The sequence below is a fragment of the Dysgonomonas sp. HDW5B genome (genome assembly GCF_011299335.1).
Lineage (GTDB): Bacteria > Bacteroidota > Bacteroidia > Bacteroidales > Dysgonomonadaceae > Dysgonomonas_A.
The window spans coordinates 3,863,390-3,881,941 of the sequence record NZ_CP049858.1; the positions used below are offsets into that span (position 1 = coordinate 3,863,390).

Annotated in this window: 13 protein-coding genes; 12 read left to right on the top strand and 1 reads right to left on the bottom strand. The window is 35.5% G+C overall.

Going from position 1 to position 18,552, the window contains the following annotated elements:
* The first annotated feature begins 246 nt into the window (after positions 1–246).
* From secDF to G7051_RS15735, 3 genes are all read left to right on the top strand, one after another.
* On the top strand, positions 247–3,141 hold the full coding sequence (gene secDF / locus G7051_RS15725; RefSeq protein ID WP_166201767.1) for a protein translocase subunit SecDF: 2,895 nt from the start codon (positions 247–249) through the stop codon (positions 3,139–3,141).
* A gap of 334 nt (positions 3,142–3,475) precedes the next feature.
* Complete coding sequence (locus G7051_RS15730; RefSeq protein WP_166201769.1) at positions 3,476–4,651, top strand: MalY/PatB family protein; 1,176 nt, start codon at positions 3,476–3,478, stop codon at positions 4,649–4,651.
* Between the two features lie 114 nt (positions 4,652–4,765).
* Positions 4,766–5,386, top strand: coding sequence for a peptidylprolyl isomerase (locus G7051_RS15735; protein ID WP_166116972.1), 621 nt, complete (start codon positions 4,766–4,768; stop codon positions 5,384–5,386).
* Positions 5,387–5,464: 78 nt separating this feature from the next.
* On the opposite strand, the gene G7051_RS15740 is transcribed toward G7051_RS15735, so the two are convergent.
* The gene (locus tag G7051_RS15740) at positions 5,465–6,940 is read right to left on the bottom strand and encodes a DUF3943 domain-containing protein (RefSeq protein ID WP_166116974.1); all 1,476 of its coding nucleotides are present in this window, start codon (positions 6,938–6,940) and stop codon (positions 5,465–5,467) included.
* A gap of 343 nt (positions 6,941–7,283) precedes the next feature.
* Here G7051_RS15740 and G7051_RS15745 point away from each other — a divergent pair, with 343 nt between their 5' ends.
* The 9 genes from G7051_RS15745 to G7051_RS15785 all read left to right on the top strand — a co-directional run bounded on the left by G7051_RS15745 (position 7,284) and on the right by G7051_RS15785 (position 18,551).
* The gene (locus tag G7051_RS15745) at positions 7,284–8,126 is read left to right on the top strand and encodes a TerC family protein (RefSeq protein WP_166201771.1); all 843 of its coding nucleotides are present in this window, start codon (positions 7,284–7,286) and stop codon (positions 8,124–8,126) included.
* Between the two features lie 179 nt (positions 8,127–8,305).
* Positions 8,306–10,054, top strand: coding sequence for a phospho-sugar mutase (locus G7051_RS15750; protein ID WP_166201773.1), 1,749 nt, complete (start codon positions 8,306–8,308; stop codon positions 10,052–10,054).
* 127 nt (positions 10,055–10,181) lie between these two features.
* Positions 10,182–10,916 (top strand): 1-acyl-sn-glycerol-3-phosphate acyltransferase, encoded by a 735-nt coding sequence (locus tag G7051_RS15755; protein ID WP_166201775.1) that lies wholly within the window; start codon positions 10,182–10,184, stop codon positions 10,914–10,916.
* A gap of 92 nt (positions 10,917–11,008) precedes the next feature.
* Positions 11,009–12,508: an arylsulfatase gene (locus tag G7051_RS15760; protein ID WP_166201777.1), complete on the top strand. Its 1,500-nt coding sequence runs from the start codon at positions 11,009–11,011 to the stop codon at positions 12,506–12,508.
* A 154-nt stretch (positions 12,509–12,662) separates the two neighbouring features.
* Entirely contained in the window at positions 12,663–13,685 is a 1,023-nt protein-coding gene (gene fbp / locus G7051_RS15765) for a class 1 fructose-bisphosphatase (RefSeq protein WP_166201779.1), read from the top strand.
* A gap of 289 nt (positions 13,686–13,974) precedes the next feature.
* Positions 13,975–15,168 carry a tryptophan synthase subunit beta gene (gene trpB, locus G7051_RS15770; RefSeq protein WP_166201781.1) on the top strand — a complete coding sequence of 398 codons (1,194 nt, stop codon included), beginning with the start codon at positions 13,975–13,977 and terminating at the stop codon, positions 15,166–15,168.
* Positions 15,165–16,571 carry an anthranilate synthase component I family protein gene (locus tag G7051_RS15775; RefSeq protein ID WP_166201783.1) on the top strand — a complete coding sequence of 469 codons (1,407 nt, stop codon included), beginning with the start codon at positions 15,165–15,167 and terminating at the stop codon, positions 16,569–16,571. Before trpB ends, G7051_RS15775 begins: the two co-directional genes overlap by 4 nt.
* 5 nt (positions 16,572–16,576) lie before the next feature.
* A complete protein-coding gene (locus G7051_RS15780) occupies positions 16,577–17,143 on the top strand; it encodes an aminodeoxychorismate/anthranilate synthase component II (RefSeq protein ID WP_166201785.1) in 567 nt (188 codons plus the stop codon).
* 52 nt (positions 17,144–17,195) lie between these two features.
* Positions 17,196–18,551: a TrpB-like pyridoxal phosphate-dependent enzyme gene (locus tag G7051_RS15785; protein WP_166201787.1), complete on the top strand. Its 1,356-nt coding sequence runs from the start codon at positions 17,196–17,198 to the stop codon at positions 18,549–18,551.
* Position 18,552: the final 1 nt, after the last annotated feature.

Sequence of the window (18,552 nt, forward strand, 5' to 3'; positions counted from 1 at the left end):
TTAATGTTTAATAAGTACTAAGTTTTATGATAGACCGGTCGATTTTAAAATAAGCCCGTATTTCAATATAGAAAAAGATAAAAAAGATTATATTTGCACGCTTAAGTCGTATTCTAAGCTATTTCTTAAGATATATTTGCATTATTATATCATTTGGATGTATTTATAACTACAAGAGGTTTTGGAATTTATATCATTGAAAATTAAATATTAAAATAAACAAATAGTAACAAAAGTAACTTTAAAATGCAAAACAAGGGATTTGTAATAACTTTTGCCATTTTGTTGACTGTCGTTTGCTGTTTTTATTTATCATTCTCCTTTGTGACGAGATATTATGAAAAACAAGCCGCAGAATACTCTAATGGTGATCTTAATGCTCAGAGTCATTATCTGGACTCTATTTCTACAGAAAAAGTATGGTTGGGATATACCCTGAAACAAGCCAGAGAAAAAGAAATCGGTTTAGGGCTAGACCTTAAAGGTGGTATGAATGTTATCCTTGAAATTGATGCTGCTGCTGTGCTGCGCTCATTGGCTAATGAGGGAGATGCTCAATTCAACAAAGCAATACAACAAGCTGTAGAAGAAAATCGCAGAGGTAGTAATAAAGATTTTATTACATTATTTTTCGAAAAATACGAGGCTATAGATAAGTCTGGTAAGTTAGCAATGGTATTTGGTGCAAAACTAAAAGACCAAATAGCTCCAACAGATAATAATGCCACTGTAAAAAAAGTTCTTGAAAAAGAATTACAAGGTGTAGCAGATAATTCATTCAATGTTTTGCGTACACGTATTGACCGTTTTGGTGTTGTAGCTCCAAATATTCAAAAATTAGATCGTGCAGAGCGTATCCTTATTGAATTACCCGGAATTAAAGAACCCGAACGTGTAAAGAAACTTTTGCAAGGTAACTCAAACCTTGAGTTCTGGAAAACTTATAATCTACAAGATATTCAAGGTTATTTAAGTGCGATCAATTCAAGAAGCGTTGAATTATTAGCAGGAAAACATTCTACAAATAAAACAGTTGGTACTGATTCTATATCTTCAGATTCTTTATCGTCTGTTACAGTTGTTGAAGTAGACTCAATAGCTACTCCGTTCAACAAATCGTTATTCGAATATTTTGATGGAAAATGGGGTGGAGGTTCTGTTGTTGCTATTGCTGACAGAAAAGATACCGCAGCTATAAATACGATACTTCGTGCATCAAAAGATTTATATCCTACCGATCTTAAGTTCGCTTGGGGATTCAAAGCAATTGATGACAAAGAAACTTTATTCCAATTATTCTCTCTTCGTGGTGATGGAACTAAAAGAGGTCCTGCGTTAGATGGTGATGCAGTAGTAACTGCTACAGCAGATCAGATACAAGGGCAAGGCTGGGGTGTAAGTATGCAAATGAACTCTACAGGAGCAAAACGTTGGGCAGCCATTACAGGAGCCGAGAGAGGACGTTCTATTGCGATTGTACTTGATGGTTATGTGTATTCTGCTCCAAATGTAAATGATCGTATAGAGGGTGGAAATTCTTCCATTACAGGAAATTTTTCTGTAGAAGAGGCAAAAGACTTAGAGAATGTTTTGAAGTCGGGTAAAATGCGTGCAGGTGTACGTATTGTACAAGAAGATATCGTAGGACCTTCTCTGGGAGAGGAGTCTATTCAAGCCGGACTTATATCGTTTGTAGTGGCAATCATTGTTCTAATGATATATATGTGTCTTGTATATGGATTTATACCGGGTATGATTGCGAATGCAGCTTTGTTACTTAATTTATTCTTTACACTGGGTGTTCTTGCATCATTCCATGCGGTGTTAACTCTACCGGGTATTGCCGGTTTGGTTTTAGCTCTGGCGATGGCAGTAGATGCAAACGTACTTATCTACGAACGAACGAAAGAAGAGTTACGTGCCGGTAAGAATGTGAAAACTGCTGTACAGGATGGTTATAAACATGCGTTTTCTGCAATTTTTGACTCTAACTTAACTTCTATTATAACAGGTTTAATCCTTTATAATTTTGGAACTGGAGCCATCAGAGGATTTGCAATCACTGAGATTATCGGTATTTCGGCATCATTCTTTACTGCTATATTTATGACTCGTTTGGTTTATAACTATGGTTTCTCTAAAGGTAAATTTGCAAACCTGACATTTACATCAAAACCTCTTCGCAATTTCTTGATGGATACTAAGATCAATTTCTTGAATCTACATAGAAAAGCGTATGCAGCTTCGTTGATTGTAATTCTATTAGGTGTTATATCTGTATTCACTCTAGGCTTGAATAATGGTATTGACTTTACAGGAGGACGTAATTATATTATTCGTTTTGATAATCCGGTAAATACAGAAGACATTACAGAGGCTCTTAAACCTGTATTAGGTGAAGAGTCAATGGTTAGTGTTATCACTATCGGCTCAAGCAATCAAGTGAGAGTTACTACCAATTACAAAATCGAAGATGCAAGAGACGAAGTTGAAACAGAGATTAAAGAAAAAATGAATACTGCATTAGGCAGTTACATAGCCTCTGGAAAAACTATAGACGATTATATTCAAAGTTCTCAAAAAGTAGGTCCTAGTGTTGCTGATGATATGAAAACAGCAGCGGTAGGTGCGGTTCTTCTGGCAATTCTGTGTATGGGATTATATATCCTGCTTCGATTTAGAGATGTAGCGTTCTCTTTAGGAACAATTATTGCTGTAGCTCACGATGCCGCTATTGTGATCTTCGCATATTCATTCTTCCATAAGATTATGCCTTTCTCTTTAGAGATTGACCAAACATTTATTGCAGCGATTTTAACTGTAGTTGGATTCTCTATCCACGATAAGGTTGTAATCTTTGACCGTGTACGTGAAAGAAGACGTGACTTTCCATTAAGAGATATTGCTACAAATATTAATGATTCACTGAATACAACTTTGACTCGAACAGTTAGTACCTCTTTGAGTACTATCTTAGTGTTGATTTGTATCTTTGTTTTAGGAGGTGATTCTATCAGAAGCTTTACTTTTGCAATGTTGTTAGGTATTATTCTTGGAACATATTCATCGGTATTTATTGCAACGCCTGTTGCTTATGATATCTTGAAAAGAAAAGAGGATAAATCAAAAACTGCAAAATAAAATATAAAAAAGTATATCATTGTGCAAAAGGCTGTCAATTTTGGCAGCCTTTTGTTTTGTCGTTTCATATCGATTTGTCGGCTAGGTAAGTGTAATAATTAAAGCTTATTATCTTTATCTTAACTTTTTTCAAATTTTATAAGTGATACTTCCTGCTACTTATCTGCGTTTTTTAGAAATATTCCTTCTTTATTTTATTACCTTTGCTTCCAGTTTGAATTATAATTATACTTCATAAAATGGTTGTTTAGACTTAGTGTCTCAAAATAAAGACATTAGTAGCTTATGGTATATTTATAATATTTGCAATACCTAAATTGATATAAATCTGATAATGGCGAAGTATAATTTTGATCAAATCATAGATCGCAAGGGAACTAATGCCCTAAAAACAGACGTTTTAAAAGAAAGATATGGCAGTGATGATCTAATACCTTTATGGGTAGCCGATATGGACTTTTTATCACCTCCAGCAGTCTCAGAGGCTATTATTGAACGAGCTAAGCATGGTTTATTTGGTTATACCTGTCCTTGCTCTCAATATTACAACTCTATTATCAATTGGGTAAAAAGAAGTCATGATTGGAACATCGATCAAGAATGGATAACTTTTATCCCGGGTATTGTAAAAGGAATAGCTTTTGTTATCGATTGCTTTTCGACAAAAGAAGATCATGTTATAATTCAACCTCCGGTATATCATCCATTCAAAATTATACCAACCTTGCACCAACGAAAAGTAGTTGACAATCCTTTGTTTTTAGAGGCCGGTCAATATAAAATGGACTTGGTTGATCTGAAGAAACGGATCGATTCGAATACGAAAATATTAATACTTTGTAATCCCCATAATCCAGGAGGAAGAGTATGGACTAAACAAGAACTAGTCGATCTGGCTGAAATATGTTATGATAGTGGTATACTTGTGATATCGGATGAAATCCATTCGGATATGGCTTTCGGAAATAATAAACATATACCTTTTGCATCAGTTTCAGACAAAGCAGCCCAAAACAGTATAACGTTTATGGCTCCCAGTAAAACCTTTAATATTGCAGGAATAGTTAGTTCATATTCTATAATACCTAATGAGAAGATAAGAATAAGATTTAATAATTATCTAAAAAGTAGCGAATTAGAAGAAGGACATATTTTTGCCTATTTGGCAGCTCAGGCTGCATATGAAAAAGGTGAGGAGTGGCTTACAGAAGCAAAAGAATATATATGGGGAAACATCCTTTTTGTAGAGGAGTTTCTGAAAATAAATATCCCTCAAATAAAAGCAATGATACCCGAAGCATCTTTCCTTGTTTGGCTTGATTGCAGAGAATTGAACTTGTCTCAAAAAGACTTGGTATCTTTGTTTGTAAAAGCTGCTAAACTGGCATTGAATGATGGTTCAATGTTTGGTAAGGGAGGGGAGGGCTTTATGCGCTTAAATGTTGGTTCTCCAAGATCTGTAATAGAAAAAGCTCTAAATAACTTAAAAGCTGCTATAAAAAACAAATAAAATAAGATACATACAACAAAAAGGCATGATTCTTGTTATGTATTTTGAGATGACTAAAAATAGCCTGAAATAAATACCGGGCGATTGAATATTAAGTAATATAAAATAATTAAAATGAAAATTTCACCTAATAAATTTGTTTCGCTATCTTATGACTTGAATGTTGGCGAAGGTGACGAAAAAGAGTTAATGGAAAAAGCAACTCCTGAGCAACCACTTGAGTTTATCTTTGGAACAAATTCTATGCTTGAAGCTTTTGAGAAAAATGTAGATGGTTTGGTACAAGGAGATTCTTTTGACTTTGTGCTTACTCCTGATCAGGCATACGGAGAATATGACGATGATCATTTAGTGGATTTACCTAAAAATATCTTTGAAGTGGATGGTAAAATGGATGAAAGCGTTGTATTTGAAGGAAATACTATTCCAATGATGGATTCTAACGGTAACAGACTTAACGGCTCTGTTGTTTCAGTTAGCGATGACGTTGTTAAAATGGACTTTAATCATCCTCTAGCCGGCGAAACTTTGCACTTTACAGGTAATGTATTATCGGTAAGAGAAGCTTCAGCGGAAGAAATCGCTGCATTATTCGCTCCTCAAGGCGGTGGATGTGGTTCAGGTTGCGGTTGTGGAAGTTCTGACGATTCTGAAGGCTGCGGATCAGGTTGTGGATGTGGAAGTTCAGATGAGTCTGAAGGTTCTTCATGTGGATCTGGATGTGGTTGCCATTAATCTAAAGATTACATATATAATTAAAGGACAGACTTAATATAAGTCTGTCCTTTATATTTTGATGAAAGATAGAATGCTCTAAAATTTATAAGTCAACATCAATCGACCCTCTGCAGTTACAGAATACACATCCTCAAAGTATTTATAGTGTGTCGAACGTCTATATATAGTTGTCATACCTGTTAAGTGTATCTTATTCTGTAGTTTAAGATCAGCTCGGAGAGTGGATAAGTTAAGTGTTGCATTAGAATTATCACCTTGAGCATTCAAATTTAAATAATCAACAGTATCCAGATCGGTTCCTTTGGGATAACCTTTCCATGTGAATAGCCTATACCCCTCGTATAACCACGATAAACCGATTTTATCTTTGTAAGAAATATTAATACCTGTTTTCCAGCCGAAACCACTTCCTAGATTGTAGTTTCTATTAGAGACTCTGTAGTGATCGCTTAATGTTGCTCCCAATAGGATGCCATTAAGATGAACATAGGAGCTAAAATTCCAATCTTCAAAGCGTTTACTTTCATGTATAAATCCCACTCCAAAAGCCGCTGGAGCTGCTAATTTATAGGGAATTTCATTCGATTTTGTTGATATTGTATCTGAATCATAATAATCGAAATGCTGATAAAAGCCTATTCCCAAATAGTCTTTAGATGTATCGACTAACAGGCTACTCCATAGGCGACCTATTACATTTATTTGCCCAAGCACGGGCTGCGAGTTTTGTATATTTAAATTAGCTTGTATAGTAAAATAATCGAATGGTTTGGTGCTTACCTCTTCATAACGATCACCATATTCAATAGTAACGGAACTTGTAAAACCAGCTCCTTTGTCAAATATATCATCTTTTAGTTCTAATATCCTTATTCCTGCTGATACTTCAACACTAATCTCAGGAATTCCGAATTGGCGTCCGGAGGTTGATCTTTTTTTCCAGGCATCTCCATTTATTATTCGGGTAAGTCCTCTTCCCGGAGATATCAGAAAACCCAAGAATTCGCGTCTGAACCTTTCTCCTCCTCGCTTCCTATCGTCATATACCAGATCAGAAGCTCTGTAGAACACTTCTCCTAAAACCATTCCACCAATTGGCGTCGCTATAATATCATTGCTCGAAGGGGGTTCATTTTCCATAGCTAATTCCCACATGGCACTACCTGCCAATGCAAATGCTCCGGACTCCCAGTAATTGAATCCTCTTGATCTAGCAGAATTATAGTATAAACTACCATGATAAGGATGTAGAAACATATTAGTTCCAATCTGGTCATTATCCCAATAAAATCCTTTTTTGAAATTATCTTTTATCGAATTAAAGCCGATATAAGCAAAATCTTCCTTCATGATGTAGCGATCAAACGCCCAGATTCCCATATTGAGAGTGAAAATTTGAGCAGCAGCTCCCCATCCATTCTTTTTAGAATAATATTGAATATCTATCGGATCAGCAGGGATAGTTTTTGTAGTTTTGTGTCGTAATAAATGTTGAGAATAAGCACTTAAAGGTGCTAAGAATATCAATATGAGGGATACATATTTCTTCATTAACAATAAATAATAATAATTTGAAATGTACTCTATAAGTAACTGAAAATATTTAATGCCGTATTTCAAAGCTATAACGAACAATCATTCTTATACTTGGGCCGACAATAAATAGGTCTGAGACTTTAATTATAGGCAAAGATAAGTTATTACAACTATTTGTTATAACATTTCTTATTAATAATTTACGATTGTTATTATTCGCCAACACAATGAAAAAAGACCTCTTTTTATTTAGTCCATTTTATAAACTTCAGTAGCTGCAAATATTTATGGTATTAAATATGTATAGCTATCTGGAATAAAATTATATTTGTGGCAAATTTAGAAATATCCTTTACTTATGGAAATTTTAGAAACCTTTTTACTTCCTTCTGCATGGATTGCTTTATTAACATTGACTTTTCTTGAAATAGTTTTAGGAGTCGATAATATTGTCTTTCTGTCAATAATGTCTTCAAAGCTACCTCCGGAACAACAGCCCAGAGCCAGATCGATAGGTTTGATTTGTGCCATGTTTTTCAGAATACTATTATTGTTTTGTATTTCATGGTTGATGAAACTAACTCAGCCGATCATAACTATTGATACTTCCTGGTTTGATGGATCAATTTCGGGACAAAGCTTAATTATTTTCTTCGGAGGTTTGTTTCTTTTGTATAAAAGTGTAACCGAAATACACCATAAATTAGAAGGTATGGAAGATCATGACAAAGAGCCTCGCAAAACAAGTTTTGTGTCAGTAATAGTACAAATTATAGCACTCGATATTGTCTTTTCTTTCGACAGTGTCCTTACAGCTGTTGGATTAGTTAGCTTCAATGAATTCGGTTATGTGGGAGCCATGTCTATAATGGTAACTGCGGTAGTTGTTTCTGTTGTGGTTATGTTATTATTTTCAGGACCTGTGAGCCGATTTGTAAACACACATCCAACGATACAGATACTTGGACTTTCATTTCTTATCTTAATAGGTGTTATGTTGTTGGTTGAAGCAGCACATCTGTCACAGATATCGATATTTGGATCTGTTGTAGGTGAAATCCCTAAGGGCTATATATATTTTGCCATAGCATTCTCTTTATTAGTGGAATTCTTCAATACCAAGTTGCGAAAAAAATCAAAACCTGTTCATCTAAAAGATTCAGAACTGGTAGAAAATAATAAGACCGATATATCTAAATAATTTTAACCCGATTTAGGAAGAATTATATTATTGGTACAGCAGAGTAGTTCTTTTATAAAATAAGAGCTACTCTGTTTTTATAAAAAGAGCATTATTTGTTAATTAGTTTGGTTGTGGTCAATCTACTTTTATTATATTTGTGATTAAGAAATAATAGAAAATAAAATACACAAAATAGTATGGAAAATAAAGAACTGTTAAAGCAAGTAACATCTAAAGCTAATATTTGGTTAGCTGGAAACTACGATACCGAAACTAAAGCAGCCGTTCAAAGCATGCTTGATAATTCAGATAAGACTGAATTGATGGAATCTTTTTATAAAGATTTAGAATTTGGAACAGGAGGTCTCCGTGGAATTATGGGAGTAGGTACAAACCGTATTAATAAATATACGATAGGTGCTGCAACTCAAGGACTATCTAATTATTTATTAAAACAGTTTTCGCACCTTGATCAGATTAAGGTTGTTATAGGATACGATTGTCGTAACAATAGTAAATATTTCGGTCAGGTTGTTGCAGATATTTTCTCGGCAAATGGTATTAAAGTTTATCTTTTCGAAAATTTAAGACCAACGCCTGAGGTTTCGTTCGCAATACGTAATTTGGGTTGTCAAAGTGGGGTTATACTTACTGCGTCTCATAACCCTAAAGAATACAACGGGTACAAAGCTTATTGGGATGATGGAGCACAAGTAACGCCTCCTCATGATAAAAATATTATTGATGAAGTAAACAGTATTAGCTCTGTTTCTGATATTAAGTTTACAGGTAATCCCGCTCTTATCGAATCGCTGGGAGAAGATATGGATAATAAATTCATCGAATCTCTAAAAGCAATCTTATTATCTCCCGAAGCTATTAAACGCCATCATGACATTGGTATTGTTTATACTCCTATACATGGTACAGGAGGTCAGATAGTACCTAAAGCATTAAAAGCGTATGGATTTACCAATATAATACATGTACCGGAACAAGATGTTGTAGATGGAAACTTTCCGACTGTAATATCTCCCAACCCCGAAGAGCCTGCTGCAATGGCTATGGCCGTGAAAAAGGGCATTGAAACAGGAGCAGAACTTGTATTTGCAACCGACCCTGATGCAGACCGATTCGGAGCAGGTGTTCGTGATACCAATGGAGATTTTATTCTATTGAATGGAAATCAGACTATGATTATCCTTATTTATTATCTGGTAACACGCTGGAGAGAACTGGGAAAACTAACCGGAACTGAATATACTGTTCGTACAATTGTTACAAGTGAATTGACTCAGGTTATTTCAGAGAAAAATGGGGTTGAAATGTTCGAATGCTTTACCGGTTTCAAATGGATTGCATCTGTAATGCGTCAATTGGAAGGTAAACGTAAATATATTGGAGGTGGTGAAGAGAGCTACGGCTTTTTAGCAGAAGACTTTATTCGTGATAAAGACTCGGTTTCGGCTGCTGCTCTATTTGCTGAAATAGCTGCCTGGTGTAAAGATAATGGCAGAACTATTTACGAAATGCTTCAGGATATCTATGTAGAATATGGATTTTCTAAAGAGAAAGGTATTTCGGTAGTTAAAAAAGGAATGTCAGGAGCACAGGAGATTCAATCGATGATGGATAATTTCCGTAATAATCCGTTAGAAGAAATCGCAGGTTCTAAGGTTATATTGGTAAAAGATTTTGAAATTCTTGAAGCTAAAGATCTTATTACCGGTAAAATATCGAAATTAGATATGCCTGCTACATCTAATGTTCTTCAATACTTTACTGAAGATAAAACAAAAGTATCTATTCGTCCTTCAGGTACCGAGCCTAAGATTAAATTCTATATAGAAGTGGTTGATAAATTGCCATCTCGTGAAGATTTTGATAAAGTAGATGCTGCTACAGAAACTAAGATTGTTCAAATATGTAAAGATCTTGGAATCTAAATTCTAAAACCTTTTTATTAAAATACAGGCGAGAACTATAATTGATATAGTTCTCGCTTTTTCATTTCGTTTAAAACTATTACATTTGAAACTAATAAAGTTTTGAAACTATTTAGTTTATATTTGTATGATACGTATTTTATATCCGGTTTATCAGTGGTTAATATTTGTTCCATTACTTATAATCGCAACAATATGGTGTACTTTGACTATCATTATAGGCTCTACCATAGGTGACAATAAGTTTTGGGGGTATTATCCGGGAGTAATTTGGGGACGTTTTATTTGCGTGGTTGCACTATTACGAATAAAGGTAAACCGCAAATCTGTCTTAGATAAAAAGCAATCATACATATTTGTAGCAAATCATCAGGGAGCTTTCGATATCTTTCTTGTTTACGGTTATTTAGGTCATAATTTTAAATGGCTAATGAAACAAAGTCTAAAAAAAATGCCATTAGTAGGGCTTGCATCAGCTAAGGCAGGACATGTGTTTGTAGATCAATCGAGCAGAAAAGGAATTGTTGAAACAATGAAAAATACACGAGATACTCTTAAAGAAGGGATGTCGACTGTTGTCTTTCCTGAAGGTCATCGTACCCCTGATGGAAATATGGCAGAGTTCAAAAAAGGTGCTTTTCAGACGGCTTTAAGTCTTAAGTTGCCTATTGTTCCATTGACAATTGATGGTGCATATAAAGTGCTCCCTATACACTCTTGGCGTATGTATCCTTCGGCAATATCTTTGACATTCCATGAGCCTATTGATACTGCAAACTTATCATCAGATGATATTCCAGATTTAATAAAAAAAGTACACTCTATTATTGAATCGAGTCTATTAGAAAAAGAATCTGTCTGATCAATAGAAAAATCTCAGATTCTGCCTTATTATTAATACCTTTGATTTATTATCAAGCCTTTTAGGGCTTAACCTTATATTGCTATTATCTTATGAAAACACTCAAACTAATCTCTTTTACATTAGTGGGCTTGATTGTTCCTACCAAGCATAAAGCCCAAGACCAGACAAGACCTCATATTATTTTAATTATGACCGATCAGCAGCGCTTTGATTGTGTCGGAGCTATGGGTAATCCTCACATTCAAACTCCTCATATGGATGGTCTGGCCGAAGATGGAGCTTTGTTTACGAATGGCTACTCGTCATTGCCAAGTAGCACTCCTGCCAGAGCCAGTTTATTGACAGGCTATGCTCCTTGGAAACATGGTATGTTGGGATATTACAAAGTTGCTCCCAAATATCCTCACGAAATGCCTCAAATGCTACGTGATGCAGGTTATTTTACATTTGGTATCGGTAAAATGCACTGGACTCCGCAGCGTAACTTGCATGGTTTTCATGGAACTTTTTTGGATGAATCGGGTAGGGTGGAATCTCCTGATTTTGTGAGTGATTACCGTCAATGGTTTGCCATGGAAGCTCCGGGATTGAATCCAGACTCCACCGGAATCGGCTGGAATGCCCATCAAGGAAAAGAATATGCTTTAGAAGAACGACTGCATCCCACACAATGGACAGGAAATGAGGCTATACGCTTTATTGAAAACTATAATCAGAAACAACCTTTGTTCTTGAAAATTTCTTTTGCCAGACCTCATAGTCCTTATGATCCCCCTAAGAAATATGCGGATATGTATCGTGATAAAGAAGTAACAGCACCTTCTATTGGCGATTGGTGTCAACCTTTTGCAGATAGAAAGATGACTCCTGATGCAGCTTTTGGTGATTTTGGACTTGAACATGCTCTCGAATCACGCCGATATTATTATGGAGCAATTACATTTGTAGATGATCAAATAGGCAGAATTATTGAAGCTTTAAAAGAAAAAGGTATTTATGATAATGCTCTGATTGTATTTATATCGGATCATGGAGATATGTTAGGAGATCATTATCACTGGCGAAAAACATATGCTTATGAAGGCTCGTCACATATTCCATTTATAGTAAAACCTCCTAGAAATATGCATCTAAAAAGCAACCAGCAAATAACTCAGGTTGTTGAACTAAGAGATATTCTACCTACATTTCTGGATGCTGCACATGTCGATAAACCACAGGAAATGGATGGAATGTCGGTTCTTCCTCTTATTAAAGATTCTAAAACGAAGTGGAGACCTTATATTGATTTCGAGCATGCTACTATTTATGAAAATGACAACTATTGGGCTGCTTTAACTGATGGTACAATGAAGTATATATGGTTCTTTCATACAGGAGAGGAACAATTATTCGATCTGCAAAAAGATAGGGGAGAAACAACGAATCTGTCTAAAAATAAAAAATATCAAAAAGAGTTAGAGCAATGGCGAAATCTAATGATTGGACACTTAAGCGAGAGAGGTGCCCCTTATATTAAAGACGGAAAATTGAATGTCTTTAAAGAAACTATCTTGACGAGTCCTAATTATCCGGTAAAAAATGAATAAATTATTGCTTTACTAAATGTAAGAATAGCTGGAAGTTATGACTGAATAAGCTATCAGATAGAATATTTACTATTCAATTCTTAGAACTATTTTCGTGCTAAAGCATTATATATAGTTAAACACTTGTTCATATAATTACAATATAAATAAGCACATGAAAAGTAATACCAGAAAAACCTTAGATGAGTTTATTATTGAAAGACAAGATGACTTTCAGTATTCAACAGGAGAATTATCACGTCTTCTTAATTCGATACTTCTTGCAGCCCGAGTGGTAAGCTATAAAGTGAGAAAAGCTGGATTAATAGACATAATAGGATCAGTGGGGACAACTAATATACAGGGCGAAGATCAGCAAAAACTCGATTTATATGCCCACAATGTATTCGTTGAAACGCTTGTTAACAGGGAAATTGTCTGTGGTATAGCATCCGAAGAGAACGATAACTTTATAACCATACAAGGGCTTGACCAATCACACAATAATAAGTATGTTGTACTTATGGATCCTTTGGATGGTTCTTCCAATATTGATGTAAATGTATCTGTTGGAACTATTTTTTCGGTTTACCATCGTATTTCACCGGTGGGAACACCTGTGACTATGGAAGATTTTCTTCAACCGGGGGTAAATCAGGCTGCGGCAGGATATATCTTATATGGAACATCAACTATGATTGTATATACAACAGGACATGGTGTAAATGGCTTTACATTGAACTCGGCTATCGGCAGTTTCTATTTATCGCATCCTAATATGAAATGTCCCGAAGATGGCAGTGTATATTCGGTGAATGAGGGAAATTATGTTCATTTTCCACAAGGGATTAAGAATTATATAAAATACTGTCAGGAGGAAAAAGATAATCGCCCGTACACTTCCCGTTATATAGGGAGTTTGGTTTCCGATTGTCATCGTAATTTAATCAAAGGAGGTGTATACCTTTATCCTTCAACGCTAAAAACACCTAAGGGTAAGTTACGTTTACTTTATGAATGTAACCCGATGGCATTTATTACCGAGCAGGCAGGAGGACGTGCCTCTGATGGAAAAAGACGCATTCTAGAATTGGAACCTACAGAACTTCATCAGCGTACTCCATTCTATTGTGGCAGTAAAAATATGGTAGATAAGATCGAAGAATTTATTTCGAATACAGAGGAATTAGATAAGTAATTGCTTTATTATTATAATAATAAAAAGACCCAAAAAGTTATTTTTGAAAAAATGAAGAAAATTATTTGTTAATTCTATTTTTTTCATAACTTTGCAAATATCATAAAGAAATAAGAAATGAATTTTCAATTGACAAATACATATTGGTGGTGGAGCTTACAACTTAAAAAGTCGTGAGTCAGGTCAATACGTATTAATCAGTAGAAAATGATTATATAATAAATGAAAGCCTATCGTCCTCACGATAGGCTTTTTTTCGTGAAATAGGAAATAACAAAACAAATATATAATGGGAAAATTTAATGTTGATGCGAATGGATTTTATGGAGAGTTTGGAGGGGCTTATATTCCTGAAATTCTCTATGATAATGTAGAAAACTTAAAGAATGCATACTTACAAATACTGGATGATCCTACTTTTCAGAAAGAATACCATGATTTGCTGCGTGACTATGTAGGCAGACCTTCGCCTCTTTATTTAGCAAAAAGATTATCCGAAAAATACGGATGTAAAATATACTTGAAACGTGAAGATCTTAATCACACAGGTGCTCATAAAATAAACAATACTATTGGCCAGATAATTTTGGCTCGCAGAATGGGTAAAACCCGTATCATTGCAGAAACAGGAGCCGGACAGCATGGTGTTGCAACAGCCACAGTTTGTGCATTAATGGATATGGAGTGCATTGTATATATGGGTGCTACAGATGTAGAGCGTCAGAAGTTGAATGTTCAGAAGATGGAAATGTTAGGAGCAAAAGTAGTACCTGTAACGAGCGGTAATATGACTCTGAAAGATGCTACCAATGAAGCTATAAGAGACTGGTGTTGTAATCCTTCGGATACTTATTATATAATTGGTTCAACAGTGGGACCACATCCATATCCCGATATGGTGGCACGTCTACAATCGGTTATCAGTGAAGAAACACGCAAACAATTACTTGAAAAAGAAGGACGGGAAACTCCCGATTATGTAATAGCCTGTGTTGGTGGTGGCAGTAATGCTGCGGGCATGACTTATCACTTTCTAGATGATGCTGATGTTAAGATTGTATTGGCAGAAGCAGCAGGAAAAGGGGTAAATTCTGGAGAATCGGCTGCGACTATTCATCTTGGAAAATTAGGTATTATTCATGGCAGCAAAACGTTGATAATGCAATCGGAAGATGGTCAGATCGAAGAACCTTATTCAATATCAGCCGGTTTGGACTATCCGGGAATTGGTCCGTTACATGCACACTTATCTAGATCAGGACGATCGGAAGTATTGGCTGTTACCGATGAAGAAGCCATTGCTGCTGCATTTGAATTAACCGAACTCGAAGGGATTATTCCCGCTATAGAATCAGCTCATGCATTAGGTGTATTTGGTCAAAAGAAATTCAAGGCTGATGATGTAATTGTACTTTGCTTATCGGGACGTGGAGATAAGGATATGGAAACTTATGTACGAATTAAAGAAGAATCTAAAAAATGAAAATAAAGATACAAACTCAAACAAAAAAGCTTCTGGCTGATATGCAAACTCCTGTAGGCATATATCTGAAAATTAGAGATGTATATACAGAGTCGGCATTACTTGAAAGTTCGGATTTCCATACCAATGACAATAGTTTTTCGTTTATAGCTGTAGATCCTATTGCCCGATTTAAAGTGGAAAACAATCAGGTTATCAAGCAATACCCATCCGGCGAAATAGTTGAAAAGCCTTTACTAGAGTCAGATCAGCTTACATCTGTTTTTCAGGAATTTATACACGAATTTGATGTTAAAGGAGAGAATCCTACAGGGATGAATGGCTTTTTCGGATATACATCGTATGATGCGATTCATCATTTCGAAGATGTTGATTCTGTTAACTTCAAGTTAGATAATTCGGATGTTCCCGAATTTTATTATATTCTATATCGTTTTATTATTGCTATCAATCATTTAAAGAATGAATTGACTATCGTAGAAAATGTGGTAGAAGGAAATTTGTCTCGGACAGAAGAATTAGAAGCCATATTGATGAATAATAATATTGCAACTTACAATTTCGAAAGCATTGGCAATGAATGTTCTTATATAACAGACGAAGAACACATTGAAATGATAAAAAAAGGTATTGCACATTGTAAACGTGGTGATGTATTTCAGATTGTATTATCTCGTTGTTTCACTCAGAAATTTAAAGGAGATGAGTTCAATGTTTACAGAGCATTACGTTCTATAAACCCTTCACCTTATTTGTTTTTCTTCGATTTTGGTTCATTCCGGGTATTTGGTTCTTCTCCCGAAACACATTGCAAGATAAGTAAAGGAAAAGCCTATATCGATCCTATTGCGGGAACTTACTTCCGTACAGGTGATGATGAAAAAGACCGTGTATTATCAGAAAACTTATTGAAAGACGAGAAAGAAAATGCAGAACACGTAATGCTTGTAGATCTTGCCCGTAATGATTTGAGTCGTAATTGTCATGATGTAAAAGTTGATTTTTATAAAAATGTACAGTTTTATTCACATGTAATTCATCTTGTATCTCGTGTGAGTGGAACTATAGATAAGGATATTGACAGTATCAAAGTATTTGCCGATACATTTCCTGCCGGTACACTATCGGGAGCACCCAAAGTAAGAGCTATGCAACTGATTCGTGATATCGAGAAGTCAATGCGAGGTGTTTATGGCGGTTGTATCGGATATATCGGTTTTAATGGAGATCTTAATCAGGCAATAACTATCCGTACATTCCTGAGCAAAAACAACACACTTTATTATCAAGCGGGTGGGGGAATAGTTGCAAAATCTACTCCCGAAACTGAAGTGATGGAAGTAAAAAATAAACTCGGAGCTTTAAAAAAGGCTGTTGATTTTGCTGTAACAATAAAAAATTGAATTTTATGAAAATATTAATTTTTGACAATTACGATTCATTTACATATAATCTGGTTCATCTAGTAAAACAACTTGGATATAAAGATGTAGATGTTGTAAGAAATGATAAAATAGCATTGGTCGATATAGCACAATACGATAAAATTATCTTATCTCCCGGTCCGGGTATTCCATCCGAGGCAGGTTTATTATTGCCTTTAATAAAGGAATATGCTTCAACCAAACCTATCTTGGGAGTATGCTTAGGACATCAAGCGATAGGAGAAGCATTCGGTGCTAATCTGGTAAATCTGGAAGATGTATATCATGGTATTACAACGAATGCCAATATCGCTGCAGACGATTATATTTTGGAAGGTCTTGATAAAGAAATAGAAGTAGGTCGCTATCACTCATGGATTGTAGATTCAAAAAATCTTCCCGAATGTTTCATTGTAACTGCCTTAGATAATGACGGACAGATTATGGCTATGAAACATAAAGAATACGATGTGCATGGTGTACAGTTTCATCCCGAATCTGTATTAACCCCTCAAGGAGCAATAATCGTAAAGAATTTTTTATCAAAATAACTAGCATTCAATTTAAGCTAAAATCTAATATTATTTAAATAAGCAATTTGTTATGTCAAAGAAGATACTTTTAAGCGAAGATGAGATTCCAAAACAATGGTATAATATTGTAGCAGATATGGTAAACAAGCCTTTACCTCCATTGAATCCTGCTACAAAAGAGGTACTGAATGCCGAAGATTTAGAACCCATATTTGCCAAAGAACTTATCGAGCAGGAAATGTCTCAAGAGAGATGGATCGATATTCCGGAAGAAGTAAGAGAACTATATAAAATATGGAGACCAACTCCACTAGTGAGAGCGACAGGATTGGAAAAGGCTTTAGGTACGCCGGCTCATATCTATTTCAAGAACGAAAGTGTGAGCCCTATCGGATCTCATAAATTAAATTCGGCATTGCCTCAGGCATATTATAATAAGAAACAAGGGATCAAGCGTTTGACAACCGAAACGGGAGCCGGACAATGGGGAGCAGCATTAAGTTTTGCCTCGAGTGTATTCGGTCTGGATTTGGAAGTATATATGGTAAAGGTGAGCTATGAGCAAAAGCCATACAGACGAATGATGATGCAAACATGGGGTGCCAATGTAATAGCTTCGCCAAGTAATAAAACCGAATCAGGAAAAAGTGTACTAGCTAAAGACCCCAATAATTCGGGAAGTTTAGGTATTGCTATTTCGGAAGCGGTAGAAATGGCGGCCAAAGATCCCGATACCCGATATACTTTAGGTAGTGTTTTGAATCATGTTTCATTACACCAAACTGTAATTGGTCTGGAAAGTGAAAAGCAAATGGAAATCGCAGGAGAATATCCTGATATAGTTGTCGGATGTTTTGGTGGCGGTTCTAACTTTTCGGGAATAGCTTTTCCTTTCCTACGTCACAAAATACTTGATGGAAAAGGTATTCGTATCATTGCATCTGAGCCTGCTTCATGTCCTAAATTATCGAGAGGTAAATTTGAGTATGACTTTGGTGATTCAGTCGGTTTAACACCACTTTTACCGATGTACACGCTTGGTCATGATTTTCAACCTGCTGATATACACGCTGGAGGATTGAGATATCATGGAGCAGGAACTATTGTCAGCCAATTACGTAAAGACGGATTGATAGAAGTTCAGGATATTCCTCAATTGGAAACATTTGAAGCCGGTAAACTATTCGCAAATACAGAAGGAATTATTCCTGCACCCGAATCAACACACGCTATTGCGACCGTAATACGTGAGGCTTTGAAAGCTAAAGAGGAAGGTGTCCAAAAAAACATACTATTTTGTTTGTCAGGACATGGTTTAATCGATATGACAGCTTACGATCAGTATTTAACAGGAAATATGTCGAATTACAAGCTGACAGATGAAGAAATCAGTAAAACGACAGAAACATTAGAAAAATTAGCCTAAA

Coding starts and splice junctions, on each gene's coding strand:
- secDF (WP_166201767.1), top strand. CDS start 247: ATGCAAAACAAGGGATTTGTAATAACTTTTGCCATTTTGTTGACTGTC.
- G7051_RS15730 (WP_166201769.1), top strand. CDS start 3,476: ATGGCGAAGTATAATTTTGATCAAATCATAGATCGCAAGGGAACTAAT.
- G7051_RS15735 (WP_166116972.1), top strand. CDS start 4,766: ATGAAAATTTCACCTAATAAATTTGTTTCGCTATCTTATGACTTGAAT.
- G7051_RS15740 (WP_166116974.1), bottom strand. CDS start 6,940: ATGAAGAAATATGTATCCCTCATATTGATATTCTTAGCACCTTTAAGT.
- G7051_RS15745 (WP_166201771.1), top strand. CDS start 7,284: ATGGAAATTTTAGAAACCTTTTTACTTCCTTCTGCATGGATTGCTTTA.
- G7051_RS15750 (WP_166201773.1), top strand. CDS start 8,306: ATGGAAAATAAAGAACTGTTAAAGCAAGTAACATCTAAAGCTAATATT.
- G7051_RS15755 (WP_166201775.1), top strand. CDS start 10,182: ATGATACGTATTTTATATCCGGTTTATCAGTGGTTAATATTTGTTCCA.
- G7051_RS15760 (WP_166201777.1), top strand. CDS start 11,009: ATGAAAACACTCAAACTAATCTCTTTTACATTAGTGGGCTTGATTGTT.
- fbp (WP_166201779.1), top strand. CDS start 12,663: ATGAAAAGTAATACCAGAAAAACCTTAGATGAGTTTATTATTGAAAGA.
- trpB (WP_166201781.1), top strand. CDS start 13,975: ATGGGAAAATTTAATGTTGATGCGAATGGATTTTATGGAGAGTTTGGA.
- G7051_RS15775 (WP_166201783.1), top strand. CDS start 15,165: ATGAAAATAAAGATACAAACTCAAACAAAAAAGCTTCTGGCTGATATG.
- G7051_RS15780 (WP_166201785.1), top strand. CDS start 16,577: ATGAAAATATTAATTTTTGACAATTACGATTCATTTACATATAATCTG.
- G7051_RS15785 (WP_166201787.1), top strand. CDS start 17,196: ATGTCAAAGAAGATACTTTTAAGCGAAGATGAGATTCCAAAACAATGG.